At 39.8% G+C, this 20,182-nt stretch carries 16 protein-coding genes; 14 read left to right on the top strand and 2 right to left on the bottom strand.

Translation table 11 applies throughout. The features are described 5' to 3' along the window. Nucleotides 1-6 precede the first annotated feature (6 nt). Nucleotides 7-714 carry a tetratricopeptide repeat protein gene (locus tag V7O66_RS06545; RefSeq protein ID WP_406662378.1) on the bottom strand — a complete coding sequence of 236 codons (708 nt, stop codon included), beginning with the start codon at nt 712-714 and terminating at the stop codon, nt 7-9. 98 nt (nt 715-812) lie between these two features. On the opposite strand from V7O66_RS06545, the gene V7O66_RS06540 reads away from it, so the two are divergent. Both V7O66_RS06540 and V7O66_RS06535 read left to right on the top strand, forming a co-directional pair. Then, the gene (locus V7O66_RS06540) at nt 813-1,892 is read left to right on the top strand and encodes a mechanosensitive ion channel family protein (protein ID WP_406662376.1); all 1,080 of its coding nucleotides are present in this window, start codon (nt 813-815) and stop codon (nt 1,890-1,892) included. Between the two features lie 124 nt (nt 1,893-2,016). Further along, nucleotides 2,017-2,511 (top strand): J domain-containing protein, encoded by a 495-nt coding sequence (locus V7O66_RS06535; RefSeq protein ID WP_406662374.1) that lies wholly within the window; start codon nt 2,017-2,019, stop codon nt 2,509-2,511. 18 nt (nt 2,512-2,529) lie between these two features. Here the strand turns inward: V7O66_RS06535 and cutA are convergent, their stop codons facing one another. Continuing rightward, a complete protein-coding gene (cutA, locus tag V7O66_RS06530) occupies nt 2,530-2,841 on the bottom strand; it encodes a divalent-cation tolerance protein CutA (RefSeq protein ID WP_406662372.1) in 312 nt (103 codons plus the stop codon). Nucleotides 2,842-2,940: 99 nt separating this feature from the next. On the opposite strand from cutA, the gene V7O66_RS06525 reads away from it, so the two are divergent. The 12 genes from V7O66_RS06525 (at nt 2,941) to V7O66_RS06470 (ending at nt 20,041) form a co-directional block, all read left to right on the top strand. Next, nucleotides 2,941-3,450, top strand: coding sequence for a DUF6141 family protein (locus V7O66_RS06525; protein WP_406662370.1), 510 nt, complete (start codon nt 2,941-2,943; stop codon nt 3,448-3,450). A 129-nt stretch (nt 3,451-3,579) separates the two neighbouring features. Beyond that, the gene (locus V7O66_RS06520) at nt 3,580-3,894 is read left to right on the top strand and encodes a hypothetical protein (RefSeq protein WP_406662368.1); all 315 of its coding nucleotides are present in this window, start codon (nt 3,580-3,582) and stop codon (nt 3,892-3,894) included. A 73-nt stretch (nt 3,895-3,967) separates the two neighbouring features. Then, nucleotides 3,968-6,484 (top strand): GAF domain-containing protein, encoded by a 2,517-nt coding sequence (locus V7O66_RS06515; RefSeq protein ID WP_406662366.1) that lies wholly within the window; start codon nt 3,968-3,970, stop codon nt 6,482-6,484. Nucleotides 6,485-6,617: 133 nt separating this feature from the next. Next, entirely contained in the window at nt 6,618-7,403 is a 786-nt protein-coding gene (locus V7O66_RS06510; RefSeq protein WP_406662364.1) for a helix-turn-helix transcriptional regulator, read from the top strand. A gap of 391 nt (nt 7,404-7,794) precedes the next feature. Beyond that, nucleotides 7,795-7,932 carry a hypothetical protein gene (locus V7O66_RS06505; protein WP_406662362.1) on the top strand — a complete coding sequence of 46 codons (138 nt, stop codon included), beginning with the start codon at nt 7,795-7,797 and terminating at the stop codon, nt 7,930-7,932. Nucleotides 7,933-7,944: 12 nt separating this feature from the next. Further along, the gene (locus V7O66_RS06500) at nt 7,945-10,449 is read left to right on the top strand and encodes a GAF domain-containing protein (RefSeq protein WP_406662360.1); all 2,505 of its coding nucleotides are present in this window, start codon (nt 7,945-7,947) and stop codon (nt 10,447-10,449) included. A 101-nt stretch (nt 10,450-10,550) separates the two neighbouring features. Beyond that, nucleotides 10,551-11,336, top strand: a complete 786-nt coding sequence (locus V7O66_RS06495; protein ID WP_406662358.1) for a helix-turn-helix transcriptional regulator — start codon at nt 10,551-10,553, stop codon at nt 11,334-11,336. Between the two features lie 610 nt (nt 11,337-11,946). Next, entirely contained in the window at nt 11,947-13,851 is a 1,905-nt protein-coding gene (locus V7O66_RS06490; RefSeq protein WP_406662356.1) for a uroporphyrinogen decarboxylase family protein, read from the top strand. Between the two features lie 106 nt (nt 13,852-13,957). Beyond that, on the top strand, nt 13,958-14,110 hold the full coding sequence (locus tag V7O66_RS06485) for a hypothetical protein (RefSeq protein WP_406662354.1): 153 nt from the start codon (nt 13,958-13,960) through the stop codon (nt 14,108-14,110). A gap of 267 nt (nt 14,111-14,377) precedes the next feature. Then, nucleotides 14,378-15,988 (top strand): TCP-1/cpn60 chaperonin family protein, encoded by a 1,611-nt coding sequence (locus V7O66_RS06480; protein ID WP_406662352.1) that lies wholly within the window; start codon nt 14,378-14,380, stop codon nt 15,986-15,988. A gap of 165 nt (nt 15,989-16,153) precedes the next feature. Next, nucleotides 16,154-17,779, top strand: a complete 1,626-nt coding sequence (locus V7O66_RS06475) for a methylamine methyltransferase corrinoid protein reductive activase (RefSeq protein WP_406662350.1) — start codon at nt 16,154-16,156, stop codon at nt 17,777-17,779. A gap of 357 nt (nt 17,780-18,136) precedes the next feature. Beyond that, the gene (locus V7O66_RS06470; protein WP_406662349.1) at nt 18,137-20,041 is read left to right on the top strand and encodes a uroporphyrinogen decarboxylase family protein; all 1,905 of its coding nucleotides are present in this window, start codon (nt 18,137-18,139) and stop codon (nt 20,039-20,041) included. Nucleotides 20,042-20,182: the final 141 nt, after the last annotated feature.

Raw genomic sequence — 20,182 nt, 5'->3', positions numbered from 1 at the left:
ATCTTATCAGATGCCCTTTATGGGTTTAAAGTGTCTGCAAATGGCTGTTGCTGATACAGCCATTCCTTTTGTTTCAGGATAATTACATACTTCTTTTTCCTGAAAACGGCATATTGCACATGAGTATACACGCTTGTTCAGTTTATCCTGTATCGCTTTTTCCTGAATGATGTCTTCTCCAAGGCCCTTGTGATACTTTATGTCACTGCGACTGCATTTCATGGAATCTGCCAGAAGGTTACTGGCAGACGGTGGATTCCATTCGCTATAGATAATGTTCACTGCAAGTTTCTTGAGTGGAATGCTGTTTTGATCAGGTACTTTTTTGCTATCTCCAACTTTTCCCATCAATTTCAGGACACTTGCTTTTTGGTCCTTTACTCTTGGATTGTCGGGATCCTGCCTGATTACCTTATTGAGATAATTCAAAGCTGCTTCATACTTTCCCATGGCTTTTAAAGCAAGGCTCTTATTGTAGATTGCAGATACTGTTTTTTCTGTATCTACCTGGGCCAGTATCCTGTCATAGCAGTTGATTGCTTTCTCATACTCACCGGCTTTATGAAGGAGCATTCCTTTTTGGTTCAATGAAATTATATCGTAGGGGTTCACTTCCAATGCCAGATTAAAATAATGCAATTTTCTATCCGGATCAGTTTCCTTGATTCCCTGTTGTGTCCATTTCCTGGAAACATTCCTTTTGCTTTCTTTCACATCCATATCTATTCCGGAAATGCTATATCATTCTTTTTAGTGGGCTTTGTTTGTCTGGAAAAACTTATATATTTTTCATTTAACTCTTGCATATGTTTTTGAATCAAACGATCCCTCAATACATGGCTGAGATTACAGGATACCAGTTGGGATTATTCGAATCAAAAATAGCTTCAGCAATCGTCATTCTTATTGCTTCGGTTGTCCTGGCTTTTCTGGCAGATCTCATATTTGAAAAAGTTCTCTTACATTTCACTTCAAGATCCAGGTTTCACTGTGACAACCTGATAATATCTGCAGTTAAAAAACCCATCTTCTACACCTTTGTATTTTTCGGTTTTTACATCGCTGCAGAGGTGCTCTATGCCGGAAACGCTGCAATTGAGTTTATTGCGGGTATATTGTTCTCGTTTCTGAGTATAATATGGATCGTTGCCCTGCTCCGGATCAACAAGATACTGTTCAGGCATGTTATTTCCAATATTGTAAGAAAGACCGAGACACAAATGGATGATGAGCTATTGCCATTATTCCGGAATATCATAAACGTCTTAATTGTTTTCTTTGGTTTCCTTGCAATTCTAAAAGGCATATGGGGTCTGGACATAGGTCCCTTGTTTGCATCTGCCGGTATTGCCGGACTTGCTATTGCATTTGCTGCCAAGGACTCTATTGCACAGCTCTTCGGTGGAATTTCTATTTACTTTGACCAGCCTTTCAAGCTTGGTGACAGGATCGAGATAGATGGTGGTGAGATTGGTATTGTGCAGGATATAGGTATCAGGAGTACACGCATCATGAATCTCTACAATAACATGATCGTAATACCAAACAGCATAATAGCTAACAGCAGGATAGTCAACTATACTACTCCTGAATCAACTATGATGGTCAAGGTCACAATTGGCGTTGCATATGGTTCTGATGTTGAGAAGGTGCGAAGGGTGCTTTATGGTATAGCCGAAAGTATAGACATCATTCTTGACGATCCTCAACCCTATGTAAGGTTTGACAATCATGGTGATTTCAGCCTTGATTTCGCAATGATAATGTGGGTTCAAACACCCGGTGAAAAGTTTGCAGTAATTGATATGGTGAATACCATGATCAACGAGCAGTTCAAAAATGAAGGAATTGACATACCATTCCCAACACACACTATTCTAAAGTCAAGTTGAGATCTGCAATCATTTTTGGTGGCTCTGGAAAGGGCCATGTTTAATTATTTATCCGTCTATCTTTCTTTATCTTCTATATTCTGTTTCACAGTCATAAATGGGTAGCAGAAAAGGTGCATTGTGGATGATCGATTATTACAAGGTTTTGGGGGTATTGCCTGATTCTTCCGCTGATGAAATTAGACGGAGATATCGTGAACTTATATCCTACTACCATCCTGACATAAACAGTGATCCTTCTGCAGGGGCGAGGACACAAGAGATCACAGAAGCATATTCTGTACTTTCTGATTCGGAAAAAAGAGCTGCCTATAATCGCAGGCTTTTTGGAGGTGGATTCAGCAGGGAACGCAGATACCAAAGTGGTCAGGAACGATACGGGCAAACAAATAATTCCAATGCAAAACAGAGTAATTATGGTGATTATGTGGACCCGGAAAAACCTGCTTCAGAAGGATTGTTCGATAAGTTCCTGAAGATCATAGGTATGCTTGCCGTTCTATGGATATTGCTCCGCCGCCCAACTATCGTGGTAGGTATTTTACTCACACTGCTGCTGCTTTACATATTGTGGCGTATATTTCAGGAAATTTTCTGGCTGCTTAATGGCAAAAAATGATGTTTACTTCTTCATTATTTACTTTTTTATTGTAGAGTCGCTGATCCATTTCAGGTAATCTTTATCGCCATCTATCTCCCAGTATATGATTGCAGGGAGCTCATAGCTGTGCATTGACTTTATGGCTTCACTTACAGCATCTAAGTTCTCGGAAGTGGTCTTGATGGAAAGTGCTATCTCATGATCTTCCTCTGTTTTTCCATTCCAGCTGTAAACTGAGGATATTGAGTGCATATTCACGCAGGCAGCCAGTTTATTCTCCACCAGATATGATGCTATTTTTTTTGCCTCCTCAGGAGTGGAGGTTGTCGTATGGATTATCAGGTACATACATTTCACCATTTCATTTCTTCTTATTTTAAATCTATATAGTATAGTTAAGGCTAAAAAGTAACCTTATATAATACTGTTTTCTTAAATATGATTGAAATGAATGAAACTGTTTTTTTCAGGGAAGAGCAGAAGTTCAACCAGTGGTGGATGCAGTTTTTAGTACTTCTGACAGTTGTATTCATGTGGTATGCCGCTCTTTCGCAATTTGTTTATGGGAAACCAGTTGGCAACGATCCTGCGTCAGATGTTTCCATGCTGATCATGTGGATAGTTTTCGGTATTATATTTCCAGTTTTTATGTATTCTCTACGCTTGTCGGTTGAGGTCAGAAACGACGGTTTATATATCCAGTTCTACCCCTTCCATTTTTCTCCGAAAAAGACTCCTTTTGAGAATATTAGAAACTATGGGGTGAGTAATTATCGTCCTTTAAGGGACTACGGTGGATGGGGGATAAGGTATGGTCCAAAAGGAAAAGCCTACACTACCAGTGGAACCAGGGGAGTACTACTCGATTTCACTGATGGGAAACGGCTTATGCTGGGCTCGCAGAGAGCTGATGAACTTGTATCGGCAATAAGGGCTGCCATGAACATGGTTCAATAATCCAATTTTAACATTGTATTCTGTTTAATGTTTAGTGTTTGATGTTTCAAATTCAAAATATGCAATATAATGTATGCTTTAGATAATAGTTTCAGTTTAGTTTTTATCTTATATGGTCAATCTTCTTTTATGAAAGGGAATTTCATCGAATTTCAGGACCATGATTTTGAATTTGCTAAGGCTCCCATTTCAAAACAATTCATTATTGCGGCTTTTGAAGAGCATTTCTTAAGTTTCATTTCCTATTTCGGGGGTGACTTCTTCTATGTAGAAATGCAGGATGGCGAGCCTCTGATTCCCATAAATTTAGAAGGTAGTTACCCTGAAAAAATAGAACTGATATTTGACTTCATGGTGACAGAAAGAATAAGCCTGATAAGGTATGAAAATGGGGTACTGCTTAAAGGTTCGGTAATGGGTGAATCAAGCACATCAGACGCATAATTCTGTATGCTCTTTAAATAAGAGGGGTAGGTTTATATACTGATGAGTATCAGTGATTAATTGGTCAAAAAACATGATGGGACAATCAGATACTGAAATTGGTATGGAAATCTTCGGCAGCAGTTCTTTTATTGTAATGTCCCGGAAACTTGAAGATGATCTGCCGGTCGTATATGTAACTGATAATATCAAACAATTTGGTTATTCTCCTGAAGAATTCACTTCCGGAAGTATGAACTTTGGTGAGATCATACATCCTGATGACCTTAAGATAATTTCAAAGGCTTTAAGCTTCTTGAATCCTAAAATAACGGAGTTTGAACAGGAATATAGGATAATCACTAAATTCGGCGAAACACGCTATGTTGAAGAAAAGGCTAAGATAAGGCGTGGAGAAAATGGTGATTCTTATCTTGATGGTATTATTTCAGATATCACTGAGCGCAAGAGCCGGGATGCACTGGGGAAACAATGGAAAGCAGATATTAGTGTTTTTAGTGCGGAAGTATCTCTTGAGAACGTTCTGACTCTTCTTGTGACCAATGCTGAAATGGTCCGCCCTGATCTGAAATGTGCTGTAATGTTGCTTGACAATAACAAGAAGAGAATTTTCCATGTTGTTGCTCCCAGTTTCCCGGATATATTCAAGGAAACTCTCGAAGGTATGCCGGTGGAGAATAGTACAGGTTCCTGTATTACAGCTATGCATCTTGGTGAAAGGTTCATAGTAGAAGATATAGAGAAACATCCTTACTGGGCAAAGTATAGGGATTTCGCAAAGACAGTAGATATCAATGCTTGCTGGGCAGAACCAATTATCTCTTCAAACGGTGAAGTTCTTGGGGCTTTCGCAATGTACTTTTCGAAGGCCAACTCTCCAAAAACTGCATGTTTACAATATCTCAAGGCAAATGCAGATATTGCAGCAATTGAGATCCAGAACAGGATCGTTAATGAAACCTTCCGTGAATCTGAATACAAATTCAAGAAAATTTATAATAGTATCAATGATCTTATCTTTGTTAGTAAACTCAATGGGACCTTAATAGATGTAAATCAGGTAGTTGTCGATAGCCTTGGTTATTCCAAAGAATACATTTTAAGCGTACCACCAGCAAGTATCGTTCCTTCAAAGTATGTGCAGCGTGCTGCTGAACTTATTAAACTGATAGAGAAAAATGGGAAAACCATTTATGAAGCAGCTGCTATTCGAAAGGATGGATCTGTAATCCCTCTTGAAATAAATGCCAGGCTTATCGAGTACAATGGTAAGAAGATCATATTGTCCGTCGCCCGTGATATCACCGAGAGGAAAAAGGCTGAAAATGCTAAGCAACTGAATACATCACGTCTTGAAGCACTGGCTAAATTGACTGAAATGACAGGCGCTTCCCTGAGTGAGATCACAAATTTTGCCAGGGAGGAGGCTGTTCGCCTTACTGGCAGTAAACTGGGTTATCTTGCCTTTACTAATGCTGATGAATCGGTTCTCATCATGCATTCATGGTCTAAATCCGCAATGACGGAGTGTGGCATCAAGGATCGATATTTCATATATCCTATAGAAACCACAGGTCTCTGGGGTGAGGCAGTAAGACAGCGTAGATCAATCATCACCAATGATTATCAAGCACCTAGCTCCATGAAAAAGGGCTATCCCAAAGATCACATCGAGTTGACCCGGCACATGAACATTCCTTTATTTGACGGTGATAATATCGTTGCTGTGGCAGGTGTGGGCAATAAGGACGAAGATTATGATGAATCTGATGTACTTCAGCTCACTCTTCTTATGCAGGCAATGTGGAAATTGGTTAAGAGGAGGCAAACGGTAGCTGCTTTCAGTAAATATTCTACGGAACTTTCAAAAGCTAACAAGGAACTAAGGTCTATCAATAGGATAAAATCAGATTACATTGAAGATAATTTCGATATTGATGACAAATCCACATTTTCAGAATGTGATGCTTTAAGTGACGAAGCTCTTTGTTTGATAAATGATTCCCAGAAAGAGGCAATGTCAGCTTTGCTTCGTAATTCTGAGCGAATAAAACGGTTGTCTGATACTGTATTTTACCAGAACTTGAAAGCATTGGGCAAGATCAAATATTCATTTGAACCTCTCAATGTTTGCAGCCTGATATCTGATGTATTGCTTAATCTTATATTATTGATAGATGAAAAGGAATTGGAGCTTAAGAAAGAAGTTCCCAGGACCCTTCCCTTCGTAAAAGGGGATAAAGAGAAATTGAACGATGTTATTTTAAGTCTGATAGATAACGCAATCAATTTTACTCCAAAAGGCAAATCAATTGGTGTAAAGGCATATGAGGATAATAATTTAATCCACATTGAAATAGCTGATATGGGCCCTGGTATCCAGAAGGATCTAATACCTCATCTTTTCCATAGCTTCTATCAATTGGAAGAGACTTCAGGTCAGATGTATTGGGCAATTGAGTCTGGTCTTCAGATGTGCAAAGATACAGTTGATGCTCACGGGGGCAATATATGGGTTGAAAGTGAATTGGGTAAAGGAACAACAGTTCACATTAATCTTCCTTTGTGGGAAAAAGAGGCTGAAAATTAGTTAGTTTTTATTAAGTAAATAACTAAGTAACGAAGTAGTAATAATACGTAATAATTTTAAGTAGTAATAGTAAGTATATCATCAAATGTTGAGCACTTTATTGTTCAATTGGAAATTTCGGGTGGGTAAATAAATGCAATTGGCTTTGTTAGGTACAATTTTTCTTTCGGATAAGAGGAAGGACTTGCTTCTTATATTAATAGATGGGCCAATGGGTATTGATGATATCAAGCGTGAGCTCAATGTGACAACAAGTGCAATAATGACGCAGATCAAGATACTTATTGACCATGGTCTGGTCGTTTACGCTAATGACAGCTATTTCCTTTCAAACTTTGGTGAGGTAATTGCCAGAAAAATGTTACCTCTGGTAAAGACATTACAGGTTTACTCCGAGAATATGGAATATTGGGATAATCATAAATTCAGTGCGATCCCTGAACCTTTGCAGGATCGGATTGCGGAGATTGGTTCTTGCAGTCTTGTGGAGCCTGACTTGAATCGTATGTATGAGCTTCCAAAGGACCTGGAAGATAATATCGCAGAAGCGAAAAGTATAATGGAAGTTTCATCGTATTTTAGTCCCGCTTATACTTCAAAATACCTGGGATACGCAAAGAGGGGTGTCAAGATGTCTCTCATTGTGACAGAACCTGTTTTTGAAAGAATGAGGGATGAATACAAGTCCATATTGGAAGAGTTCATTAGTATAAGTAACGTCGACCTTTATGTGTATCATGATGATATTGGCCTTGCTTCTTGTATTGTAACTGATAAATTCTTATCATTTGCACTTTTCTTCAAAAATGGGATGTATCACAATCATGCAATGATGGGTTACGAGAAAAGTGCTCTGAAATGGGGTGAAGCTCTTTTTGAATATTTTAAGGCCACTTCACTGTATGTGGATGGCATTTAATCTTTTTTAGTTATTTTTGGGATGACTCTCTATTTGTATGCGACATATTGTTCAAATGAGTACTTTTACGGAGCTATTCAAATAGGCAATTAACGTCATTTTAATCAAATTGCTTATTAGCTATTAACTTACATACTAAATATCTCAAAATGTGGGCTGAGATGTTGTGGGGAGGTAGTAATGAAATTGCTGCAAAAAATTCAATAAACTACTTTTTATATTCTAAAATAATGAATTCTATTAATTAGATTAATGTTATTAATGACATTAAGAGGCTTCACTTTATCATTCCACTTATGTTATATATCATTCATTCTACCTTGGTGTGTCAATATTTCCAAATATTATTTGAAAGAGTTGACGACTAAAAACGATTTGGAATGAATCACACATGGATACAGCTATATTATACCAATTAACGGAGGCTCCTGTTGGGAGTAGCGCTACTGGTGTAGAAGAACTTGCAAACAAGGTTCTTGCACAAGGCGATAATCCTTATGAGGCTATAATTGATGGGTATCTGTGGTAATCTGGTCAAAACATGCTACAACAATCAGATACTGAAATCGGTATAAAAATCATCAAAGAAAGTCCCTTTATTGTAATTTCCCGGAAGCTTGAAGATGACTTGCCGGTTGTGTATGTAAATGCGAACATCAAACAATTTGGGTATTCTCCCGAAGATTTCACTTCCAGGAGAATGAACTTTGGTGAAATCATACATCATGATGATCTTAACATAATTTCAAAGGCTTTTAGATTCCTGAATCCTGAAATAACCGAGTTTGATCAGGAATATAGAATCATCACCAAATTCGGTGAAACGCGCTATGTCGAGGAAAAATCGAAGATAAGGCGTTGGGATAATGGTGATTCTTATATTGATGGTATTATTATAGATATCACTGAGCGTAAGCAACGGGAAATACTGGGGAATCAATGGAAAGCAGATATTAGTGTTCTTGATGCAGAATCATCTCTTGAGAACGTTCTGACACTTCTTGTGACCAATGCTGAGATGATTGGCTCTGATCTGAAATGTGCCGTGATATTGCTTGACAAAAGCAAGATGAAAATTTTCCATGTAGTAGCTCCAAGTCTCCCTGATGAATTCAGAGAAACTCTTGAGGGGATGGATGTAGAATATGGCACGGGTTACTGTCTTAAATCTATATGTCTTGGTGAAAGGGTCATAGTAGACGATATAGGGAAGCATCCTTACTGGACAAAGTACAGGGATTTTGCAAAGAGTGTAGGTATTAATGCTTGCTGGGCTGAACCGATAGTAGCTTCTAACGGCGAAATTCTCGGGGTTTTTTCAATGTATTTTGAGAATGCCAAATCCCCAAAAAAAGCATGTATTCAATATCTCAAGGCGAATGCAGACATTGCAGCTATTGAGATCGCGAACCGTATATCTAATGAAACCTTCCGCGAATCAGAACATAAGTTCAAGAACATTTTTAACAGTATCAATGACTTTATCTTTGTTAGTAAACCGAATGGTTCTTTAATAGATGTTAACCAGGTAGTTGTTGACACTCTTGGTTATTCCAAAGAATATATTTTAGGCTCGTCACCTGCAAGCATCGTTCCTTCGAAATATGTGCAGCGTGCTTCTGAACTTATCAAGCTTATAGAGAAGGATGGAAAAGCCATTTATGAGGCAGCAGCCATTCGAAAAGATGATTCAGTCATTCCACTTGAAGTTAATGCCCGACTTATCGAATACAATGGTAAGAAAATCATATTATCCGTTGCACGTGATATTACCGAGAGGAAAAAAGCTGAAAAAGCTAAGGAACTGAATACATCACGCCTCGAGGCACTGGTCAAGCTGAATGAAATGGCAGGTGCTTCCCTGAATGAGATCACAGATTTTGCCAGGGAAGAGGCTGTTCGCCTTACTGGCAGTAAACTTGGTTACCTTGCCTTTACGAATGCAGATGAAACAGTTATTATTATGCATTCATGGTCGAAATTCGCAATGAAGGAGTGTGAGATAAAAGACAAGCTTTTCACATATCCTATAGCGACCACAGGTCTTTGGGGGGAGGCAGTAAGACGACGTAAACCCGTCATCACCAATGATTATAGTATGGAAAGTCCCATGAAGAAAGGCTATCCCAGTGGTCATGTCCAGTTATCCAGACACTTGAATATTCCATTGTTTGATGGCGATCATATTGTTGCTGTGGCAGGTGTAGGTAATAAGGAAGAAGATTATGATGAATCTGATGTACTTCAGCTTACTCTTCTTATGCAGGCAATGTGGAAATTGATCAAGAGAAGACAAACGGTGGCCGCTTTTAGCAAATATTCCTCTGAACTTTCAAAATCTAACAAAGAACTAAGGTCTATCAATAGCATGAAAGCAGATTTCATTGAAGATAATTTCCGTATGGATAATGAATCCACATTTTCAGAATGTGATGCTTTTAGTGACGAAGCTCTTAGTTTAATAAATAATTCTCAGAAAGAGGCGATATCGTCTTTACTTCGTAATTCTGAGCGAATAAAGCGTTTGTCTGACACTGTATTTTATCAGAATTTGAAAGCATTGGGCGAGATAAAGTATTCATTTGAAGCTCTTAATGTTTACAGTCTGATATCTGATGTATTGCTCAATCTTATATTATTGATCGATGAAAAACAATTAGATCTTAAGAAAGAAATCCCTCGGGATCTTCCCTTGGTGAAAGGGGATAAAGAAAAATTGAATGAAGTTTTTCTCAATCTGATAGATAATGCGATCAATTTCACTCCGGAAGGCAAGTCAATTGGCCTAAAGGTATATGGGGATAATAATTTCATTCACGTGGAAATTTCCGATATGGGTCCTGGTATCCAGAATGATCTGATACCCCATCTTTTCCATAGCTTCTATCAGTTGGATGAGAGTTCAGGTCACATGTATTGGGCAATTGAATCAGGCCTTCAGATGTGTAAAGATACAGTTGATGCTCATGAGGGCAAGATATGGGTCGAAAGTGAATTAGGTAAGGGAACAACGGTTCATATTAATCTTCCCTTGTGGAAAGAATAAACTAAAATCTAGTTGCTATATAAGAAGTAGTAATAATGAGCATATTATTTCAAATGTTAAACAATTTATTGATCAATTAATAATATTAGGTGGACTGACAAATGGAATTGGCTTTATTAGGTACAATTTTCCTTTCGGATAAGAGAAAGGACTCGCTTCTTTTGTTAATAGATGGGCCAATGAGTATTGATGATATCAAGAATAATCTCAATGTAACAACAAGTGCAATAATGACGCAGATCAAGATACTTATTGACCATGGTCTGGTCGTTTATGCTAATGACAGGTATTTCCTTTCAAACTTTGGTGAGGTAATTGCCAGAAAAATGTTACCTCTGGTTAAAACTTTACAGGTTTACTCAGATAATCTTGAATATTGGGATAATCACAAATTCAGTTCAATCCCTACACTTTTACAGGACAGGATCTCAGAGATTGGCTCTTGCAGTCTTGTGGAGCCTGACTTGAATCGTATGTATGAACTTCCAAAGGATTTGGAAGACAATCTCGCAGAAGCAAAAACTATAATGGAAGTATCATCGTATTTCAGTCCCGCTTACACTTCAAAGTACCTTGAATATGCGAGGAAGGGTGTTAAGATGTCTCTCATTGTGACAGAGCATGTTTTTGAAAGAATTAGGGATGAATACCGACCTACATTGGAAGAGTTCATTAGTATGGGCAATGTTGATCTTTATGTTTATCATGATGATATTGGCCTTGCTTCTTGTATTGCAACTGATAAATTCTTATCATTTGCACTTTTCTTCAAAAATGGGATGTATCACAATCATGCAATGATTGGTTATGAGAAAAGTGCTCTGAAATGGGGTGAAGCTCTTTTTGAATATTTTAAGACAACTTCACTTTATGTGGATGGCATTTAAATTTTGTAGCTATTTTTAGGATAAGTCCTTCATTTGGATGCGGACCTTTCTGTCATTCAAATGAGGGTTTTTTACAGAGCCAAAATAATGTATTCTATTATTAGATTAATGTCATTAATGAGATTAAGCACATTTTTGTAATTAATCTCTCTTCATTTGTATGCGGATTTTTATTGTTCAAATGAGTATTTTGTGAAGCAATTCAAATATCTAATTAACGCTATTTTCACCGAATCGCTTATTAACTATTACTTTATACATTAATTAGCTTATATGCAGGCTGAGATTTTGTGAGAAATTAGCAATATAAAATTGCTGCACAAAACCCAATAAACTACTTTTCACATTCCAAAATAATGTCTCCTATTAATTAGATTAATAGCGTTAATGAGATTAAATGTATTTTTTTAATTGACCTATTTAATCAGATGATTCTCCATTTGTTAAATAATACGTTTAATGACCTGATACATTTTAACGATATCAACAGGCTCTGTTTTATCATTCCATTTATGTTATATATTATTCATTCTTCCTAGGGCGCGTCGACAGTTGCAAAGAGAATATGGGTGACTGCGACACAAATGTAATAATTTGGAGGAATAATTTTATGGATGCAGCTATATTAAACCAATTAGCGGAAGCTGTCGTTGGAGGCAAAGTTACCGCTGTAGAAGAACTTTCAAACAAGGTTCTTGCAGAAGGTCTTGATCCTTATGAGGCTATAATTGATGGTCTTGCAAAAGGAATGGTTATTGTCAGTGACAGGTATGAGAAAGGAGAAGCTTTTGTTCCACATCTGCTCGTTGCATCAAAAGCAATGTACAAAGGTATGGATATCCTTTCACCTCACATTAAATCACAGGAAGGCCACGTGCCTGCAGTTGGTGTGATCGGAAGTATTGAGGGTGATGTCCACGATATAGGAAAGAACCTCGTTAAGACCATGCTCTCTGCAGCAGGCTTCAACATGATCGACCTCGGTGCTGATGTACCAATTGAGAAATTTGTAGAAGTTGTCAAGGAAAACAAAGCAGATCTCCTTTCCATGAGTGCATTGATGACCACAACCATGGTAAACATGGAAAAAGTCATTGAAATGCTTCAGGAAGAAGGTATCAGAGATGCTATGACAATTATGGTTGGTGGCGCTCCAGTATCTGAAGAGTTTGCGGCAAGTATCGGTGCAGATTCAACCCACAATGATGCAATGCTTGCAACAGACTGGGCAAAAGAGGCTGTAAAAGCAATGTCCCCATCTGCTGACAGGTGGAGCGATGTAAATATCGGTCTTGCAAAGGTCAAGTACAGGGAAATCCTTTCTAAGAAGAAGGTAAAGAGCAAGACAGATGTCGGACTCGAGACTGCAAAAGAAATTATCGCAGAGTTCGAGCAGGTAGCTGTCAAGGATAAAGAAGAAATGTCCCACATGGACAGAACACTCAATGCCATGGGTGACAAAAAGGTTGACCGTCTTCCAGTTTATCCTCTAGCATGTGGTTCACTCAGGAAGTTCGCCAATGTGAGCTATAAAGAATATGCTCTGGAGCCAAATGCATTTAGGGACAGTGCATTCCTTGGAACCAAGTACCTTGACACAGATATGTTTGTAGGTCTTATTGACCTTTCAGCAACATCATCTGACTTTGGATGTAAGATCAAGTATCCAGAAGATGACACACCATCATCAGAAGGTCACCTTGATGATTACGAGAAGATCGAAGTACCTGATGTCAGGAATGGAACCCGTTCATATGAGCTTATCCAGGCATCAAAGATTGCAAAAGAGAAGCTTAACAAAGAACTCAATGTACCATTTGTCGGTTTCCACGAAGGTCCATTACTTACCCTTACCCAGTTGATGGGTGCAGACCGTGTACTCATGGATATGAAGACTAATCCTGATGTTGTACTTGAAGCTGTGCAGAAATGTACTGACTACATCTGTCAGGTATCCGAGCTATTCTTCGAAGAAGATGCATGTAATGCACTCTGTATTGACAATCTATGGTCTAACAATGTGATCATGGACGAGGCAGATTACTGGAAGTTCGATGGTAAGTTCGTCTACGACCAGCATCTCCCTATCTTCAAGGAATACGACCAGCCATACATCATCCACAACTGTGCAGACGCAGTACACTATGATACCCAGATCACAAAGTTCGGTACCCAGTTGTACAGCTACGCATACTATCCAAAACTGAGAGGAAAGGGCTCACAGGGACACATGGACCTTATTCCAAAGTACGGTCAGGAATGTTGCATGATGGGAGAGATCAACCCTGTTGACCTCATGGACGGTTCACCAGAAGGTGTCCAGAAGATCAAGAACGACACAGAACAGTTGCTCAGAAGTGTTCTTCCAACACTCAAGGATAATGGATTGCAGTCCAAGTTTGTAATGTCTACAGGTTGTGAGACCCCACCAGCTGGTCCACTGAGTACAGTTAAGGCAATGGTCGATGTTGTCAAGGAACTCGGCCCAAGTCTGCAGAAAGAGATAATTGGTTAAAGTGGGTTAATCACCCATTTTTTCCTTTCCTTTTTCCTTAATTTTTGAGGTGATTGCAAAATCAGGTTTGGATTATCATAGGAGCAAAATAAATCAAAAGAGTAGAATGCCTCCACATTCTCTCTTACTTACTGTAGCATTAAAAAACAAACTAGAGTTTGCTATTGATACAGTTGACACATGCGGCGATGCTGCAATAATGGATACGTCTGATGAATTCCTTTCGACCTATTCTGCAGACGATGTCATTACAGGGTAGAACTTTTGATACGGCCTTCCTCCTTTGGTAGCACACAATACACATTATTCTCTGGAAAAGAGAGACGTCTTTTTGAAGATTACAAATCTGCTATTGACTCGGGGTCGCATTTGTGGAAGAATCAGTTTCTGAATATATGAAAGGGTACGGTCTGAGCATGGATAAAGTTAAGTTTGAACTAAAACGCAACGATGTTGGTTCTATGGGAACGCTTCCCCTTGAAACAAAAGTAGAGGGACTCGCAGTAGGCAGTCCAAGGAGGGGCGCATGAGCTCTATGGTAGGTCAGCCCCAAAATTATTCTCATGAACTGGATAGCATGGATGCCCTTAAGGCAAGTGTAAGGGGCAGAATAGGCATAGATGGAGATGTCAAAGGTGACGATCTCATCTATCACATGGAATCAGTTTCCGCAGATGTGAAAGACCTGATTTCTTCTTCATTCGGTCCTCGTGGTCTTAACAAGCTAATTGCAAACCCATCTGGCGACATCATCATGACAAGTGATGGGAAGACCATCATCAAGGAAGTGGATGTGCTTCACCCTGTTGTCACGTCAATGAAAGAACTGGCAAGATCAATGGACAGAGCATGTGGTGATGGTACAAAGGGAGCTGTTCTGCTAGCTTCATCCCTGATAGAGAACGCTGCCAAACTCGCAAGGGAAGGGATGCATCCTTCAACTATCATAAAAGGTTATCAGCTTGCTCTTAACAAGGCTTATGATATCCTGGAGTACTCAACCAAACTAGCTAGTTCCCACGAGGCTATGCATTCTGTTATAGAAAATGCAAGTCTTAGCAAGGGTGTGGAAATCAGCCAGGCAAAAATGATCACGGATGCTGTACTGCAAACCGTTGAGCGCCTGAAGGAGCTGGGCAAAGATGAATATATAGACCTTAATGAGTACGTAAAGGTCGTCAAGAAGGTAGGCGGTCCTGATATGAATTTTATTTCAGGTATCGTGCTCGATGAAGAGCCTGAGAATCTAGGCGTGACCACCCATTTCACAGAAGCAAAGATCCTGATCCTCAACTACAATACAAAATTTGAGAGTAAGATCATTAATTCTCAGCATAACATACACATTGACAGCCTTGACATGTCTGTGATCTTTGAGAACGAGCAGGTACGTGTCGTGAGAGACTTTGCAAAGAAGATAGTTGACTCTGGCGCGGATGTAGTTCTCTGTGAAGGCAAGGTCGATCCAATGATCGAGGGTACCCTTGCAAAGAATGCTATTTTGCTTTACAGAAAGCTCAAAATGAAGGACCTTGAAAAAGTTTCAAAAGCTACTGGTGCTTCTATCCTTTCCATCAAAGACGATATACTTCCCAGTGAGCTGGGTTGTGCCGATGAGGTAAAGGTGGACAAGAAATGTGGTGAATATTTCCTCTCCATTTCCGTAAAGGACCAGCCAATGTCTTCCATAGTGATATGGGAGCCTTTCAAATACGGTCTTAATAAAGTAGAGGAAGCTGTTGATGACGCTCTTAACAATGCAGCTTTCATGCTAAAGAACCCGGTAGTCGTTCAGGGCGGTGGCTGGATAGAGTTCGAGATCGCTCAGATGCTCAAAAAATACGCTTCGACAGTTGTTGGAAAAGAACAACTTGCCATCATAGAGTATGCAAATGCACTGGAAGAGATCCCAAGGACGCTTGCACGCAATATGGGTATGAATGTCATAGATTCAATGGCAAGCATGGGGAGCTATTATAACAGAGGTATAGACGCCAGGATCGATATGTCCAGGGAGGTTGTGCCAAACAATCCTCCCGTATATGATTCTGCAAGCATCAAGAAACTGTCTATGATCGCAGCAACAGAGGCTACAAACAGTGTTTTGAGGATCGATAAGATACTTATGAGAAAATGATTGATCCACGATGTCAGGTTGGTATTTTGGATCATTATCAGTAAGCTACAGGTATTCTGGCAAATAGAAGGAAACAATTTGTCCTGAATTCCTGTGCTTCCAATTTCACTTACATTCATTCATGTAGTGAATACTATAAAAAAATCAATATTTAGGGGTAGTTAAATGTATGGAATAGCACTGGACCTGGGAACGAGCGGCTTTAGGGCGCAGTTGATCAACCTGGACTCAAAAGATGTATTTAAGGTCTCAATGACTGCAAAGCATCCTCTTCCTGGGGGAAATATCACAGATCATCTTGATTTTGCGATATCTGTGGGTGGGGATATAGCGCACGGGATAATCGTTGATGCAATACGTAAAGTGATAGACAGCTTCCATGTGGATGCTTCATTGATAAAAAAGATAGTTGTTTGCGGAAATCCGATCCAACTTTCATTGTTCCAGAACTCTGAGATAAGAGATCTTGCCTATGCAGGCAAGAACATGCAGATGAGACTTGGAATTGAGGATGTCAAGCGTGAAGCAAGGATCTTCCCTGCATCTGAGATATTCAAAGGTAGTCCTGCATTTGAGGATTGTGATATCTTTGTTCCGCCTGCCATCAGACACGAAATAGGTGCCGATGCCCTTGCAATGATGCTGGAAACCGATTTCCTGGATCAGACTGTTCCCACTCTTGTAACTGATTATGGTACCAATGCTGAAATGGCTATTAAAGTAGGTGACCGTATAATCACGGCCAGTGCAGCAGCTGGTCCTGCTATCGAAGGACAGGGTATTGGATGCGGTATGCTTGCAAGTCCCGGGGCAATTTCTGATGTTATCAGTGAAGGCAAGTACTGGCGACTCATGGTCCTTGATGCTGATATGCAAGCCCGTGAAAGTTATCTTATAGACCCTGTTACCGGAAAGATAGTAAAGGATTCAGATATCAAGCCGGTTGGTATAACGGGTACCGGTGTAATTTCAGTTCTTTCACTTGCTATGAGAACGGGTCTTATCGAGAACCCACCTAAACTAAAATACGGAAAGATCCTGCTTGGCGATGATATATTCATCACAGAGGATGATATCAAAGAAGCCGGAAAGGCCATAGGTGCTATAAAAGCAGCTCAATTGACGCTTATAATCGAATCCGGTCTGCATTATGATGATCTTGAGAATATGTACATGACCGGTGCTTCAGGTACATATGTAGATGCTGAAAAAGCAATGCATGTTGGGTCATGCCCGGATTTCTCCAAAAAGATAGTCCAATTTGGCAACACTTCTCTTGCACTTGCAAGGGAGATCTTGCTGGATGAATCCAAGTTTGATAAAGTGATCAAGCTTGCTCATCAGATCACGGCAGATCACCTGATGATGGCTACAAGTGGTACATTCAAGGACTTCTATTCATGTGAGCTTTCTTACTGGACTGAAGGTATGTCAAAGGATATGTACAACAAGTTCCTGGACATATATGGTCTACCTGCATTGCCACTGGAATCCAATGCTGCTATTATCGAAAAGAGATCATCACAGGACATAAAAGAGACTGGTCTGACAGGCGTCGAGATCGTAGAAGATGTTGGTATAACTATTGAAGAACTTGCTGTTGGGTGCACTCTATGTCACAGATGTGAGACAGAATGTCCTGAGAATGCAATCACCATTGTCGAGGAAGGTGGCAATCGTTTTGCAATGTATAATACACAGAAATGTCTTGGAACTGCCTGTAAGAGATGTGTAAGGGTTTGCCCTGTAAATGCCATAAACTATGAGGAGATCAAGATATTGGTGCATTAAGGCAATATACGAATTAAGTATGGGGTGCGCTGAAAAGATGTAATTGTTGAGCAAATACTAACAAAATCATTTTTGTATTTATATCATTATATGTTTACTCAGTTTTATTAATGCTGTTAATCTGATTAATGCCGTTAATCGTATCATATCCATTTTTGAAATTAGCCTGCTTAATTGGATTTTAATCATTGGGTGAGTTTACGCTGTTAATGAAATTAGAGGGTGTCACAGCGTTAACAAATCCGACATTTAGTTTCCATTTAGTTTATATACCTACCAATATTACATTAGTATGTCAACAGTTGCAAAGTAGTGTGAGCAACTGTGACATAAGTATAAATTCGGAGGAAAAATCCTATGGATGCTGCTATGTTAAACCAGTTAGCGGAAGCTGTCGTTGGAGGCAACGCTGCCGCAGTAGAAGAACTTGCGAACAAGGTTCTTGCACAGGGCGATGATCCTTATGAGGCTATTATCGATGGTCTCGCAAAGGGAATGATCATTGTCAGTGACAAGTACGAGAGAGGAGAGGCTTTTGTTCCACATCTGCTCGTTGCATCAAATGCAATGTACAAAGGTATGGATATCCTTTCACCACACATCAAGTCACAAGAAGGTCACGTACCTGCAGTTGGTGTAATCGGAAGTATTGAGGGTGATGTCCACGACATCGGAAAGAACCTCGTAAAGACCATGCTCTCCGCAGCAGGCTTCAACATGATCGACCTTGGTGCTGACGTACCGGTTGAGAAATTTGTAGAAGTTGCTAAAGAAAATAAAGCTGATCTTGTTTCAATGAGTGCATTGATGACAACAACCATGGTCAACATGGAGAAAGTTATTGAAATGCTTCAGGAAGAAGGTATCAGAGATGCTATGACCGTCATGGTCGGTGGTGCTCCAATATCCGAAGCATTTGCAGCAGAGATCGGCGCAGATTCAACCCACAATGATGCAATGCTTGCAACAGACTGGGCAAAGGACGCTGTAAAAGCATTAGGTCCATCTGAAGATAGGTGGAGCGATGCAAAGATCGGCCTTGGAAAGGTCAAGTACAGAGAAATACTTTCCAAGAAGAAGGTAAAGGGCAAGACAGATGTAGGACTCGAAACCGCAAAAGAGATCATTGCTGAATTCGAAAAAGTCGCTGTCAAAGAAAAAGAAGAAATGTCCCACATGGACAGAACACTCAACGCCATGGGCGATAAGAAGGTTGACCGTCTTCCAGTATATCCTCTCGCATGTGGTGTGATGAGGAAATTCGCAAATGTTAGTTATAAAGATTATGCTCTGAATCCAAATGCATTTAGAGACAGTGCATTCCTCGGTACCAAGTATCTTGACACTGACACTTTCGTAGGTCTTATTGACCTTTCAGCAACATCATCTGACTTTGGATGTAAGATCAAGTATCCAGAAGATGACACACCATCATCAGAAGGTCACCTCGACGATTACGACAAGATCGAAGTACCTGAAGTCAAGGAAGGAACCCGTGCATACGAGCTCATCCAGGCCTCAAAACTTGCAACTGAGAAACTCAACAAGGAACTCAATGTACCATTTGTCGGTTTCCACGAAGGTCCATTACTTACCCTTACTCAGTTGATGGGTGCAGACCGTGTACTCATGGACATGAAGACCAACCCTGAAGTTGTACTTGAAGCTGTGCAGAAATGTACTGATTACATCTGCCAGGTATCCGAGGTATTCTTCGATGAGGGCGCATGTAATGCACTCTGTATTGACAACCTCTGGTCCAACAATGTGATCATGGACGAAGCAGATTACTGGAAGTTCGATGGTAAGTTCGTCTACGACCAGCACTTGCCTATCTTCAAGGAACACGACCAGCCATACATCATCCACAACTGTGCAGATGCAGTACACTATGATACCCAGATCACAAAGTTCGGTACCAAACTGTACAGCTACGCATACTATCCAAAACTGAGGGGTAAGGGCTCACAGGGACACATGGACCTTATTCCAAAGTACGGTCAGGAATGTTGTATGATGGGAGAGATCAACCCTGTTGACTTCATGGACGGTTCACCAGAAGGTGTTCAGAAGATCAAGAACGACACAGAGCAGTTGCTCAGAGACGTACTTCCAACACTCAAGGAAAATAACCTGCAGTCCAAGTATATCATGGCTTCAGGTTGTGAGATCCCACCAGGAGGTCCACTGAGTACAGTTAAGGCAATGGTCGATGTTGTCAAGGAACTCGGTCCACAACTGCAGAAGGAAATCATTGGTTAAAGTGGGTGTGATCACCCATTTTTCCTTTTATTTTTTGTTTAATTTGTGAGGTGATTGCAAAATTTGGTTTGGATTGATCAAAGGAGCAAAATCTATCAAAAGAGAAGAATGTCTCCATCATCTCTTCTTATTACTTATTTT

Origin of the sequence: Methanolobus sp. ZRKC3 (assembly GCF_045291275.1) — an archaeon.
GTDB lineage: Archaea > Halobacteriota > Methanosarcinia > Methanosarcinales > Methanosarcinaceae > Methanolobus.
The sequence above is the reverse complement of the archived record's forward strand: the minus strand, read 5'-3'. Positions and strand labels throughout refer to the sequence as shown.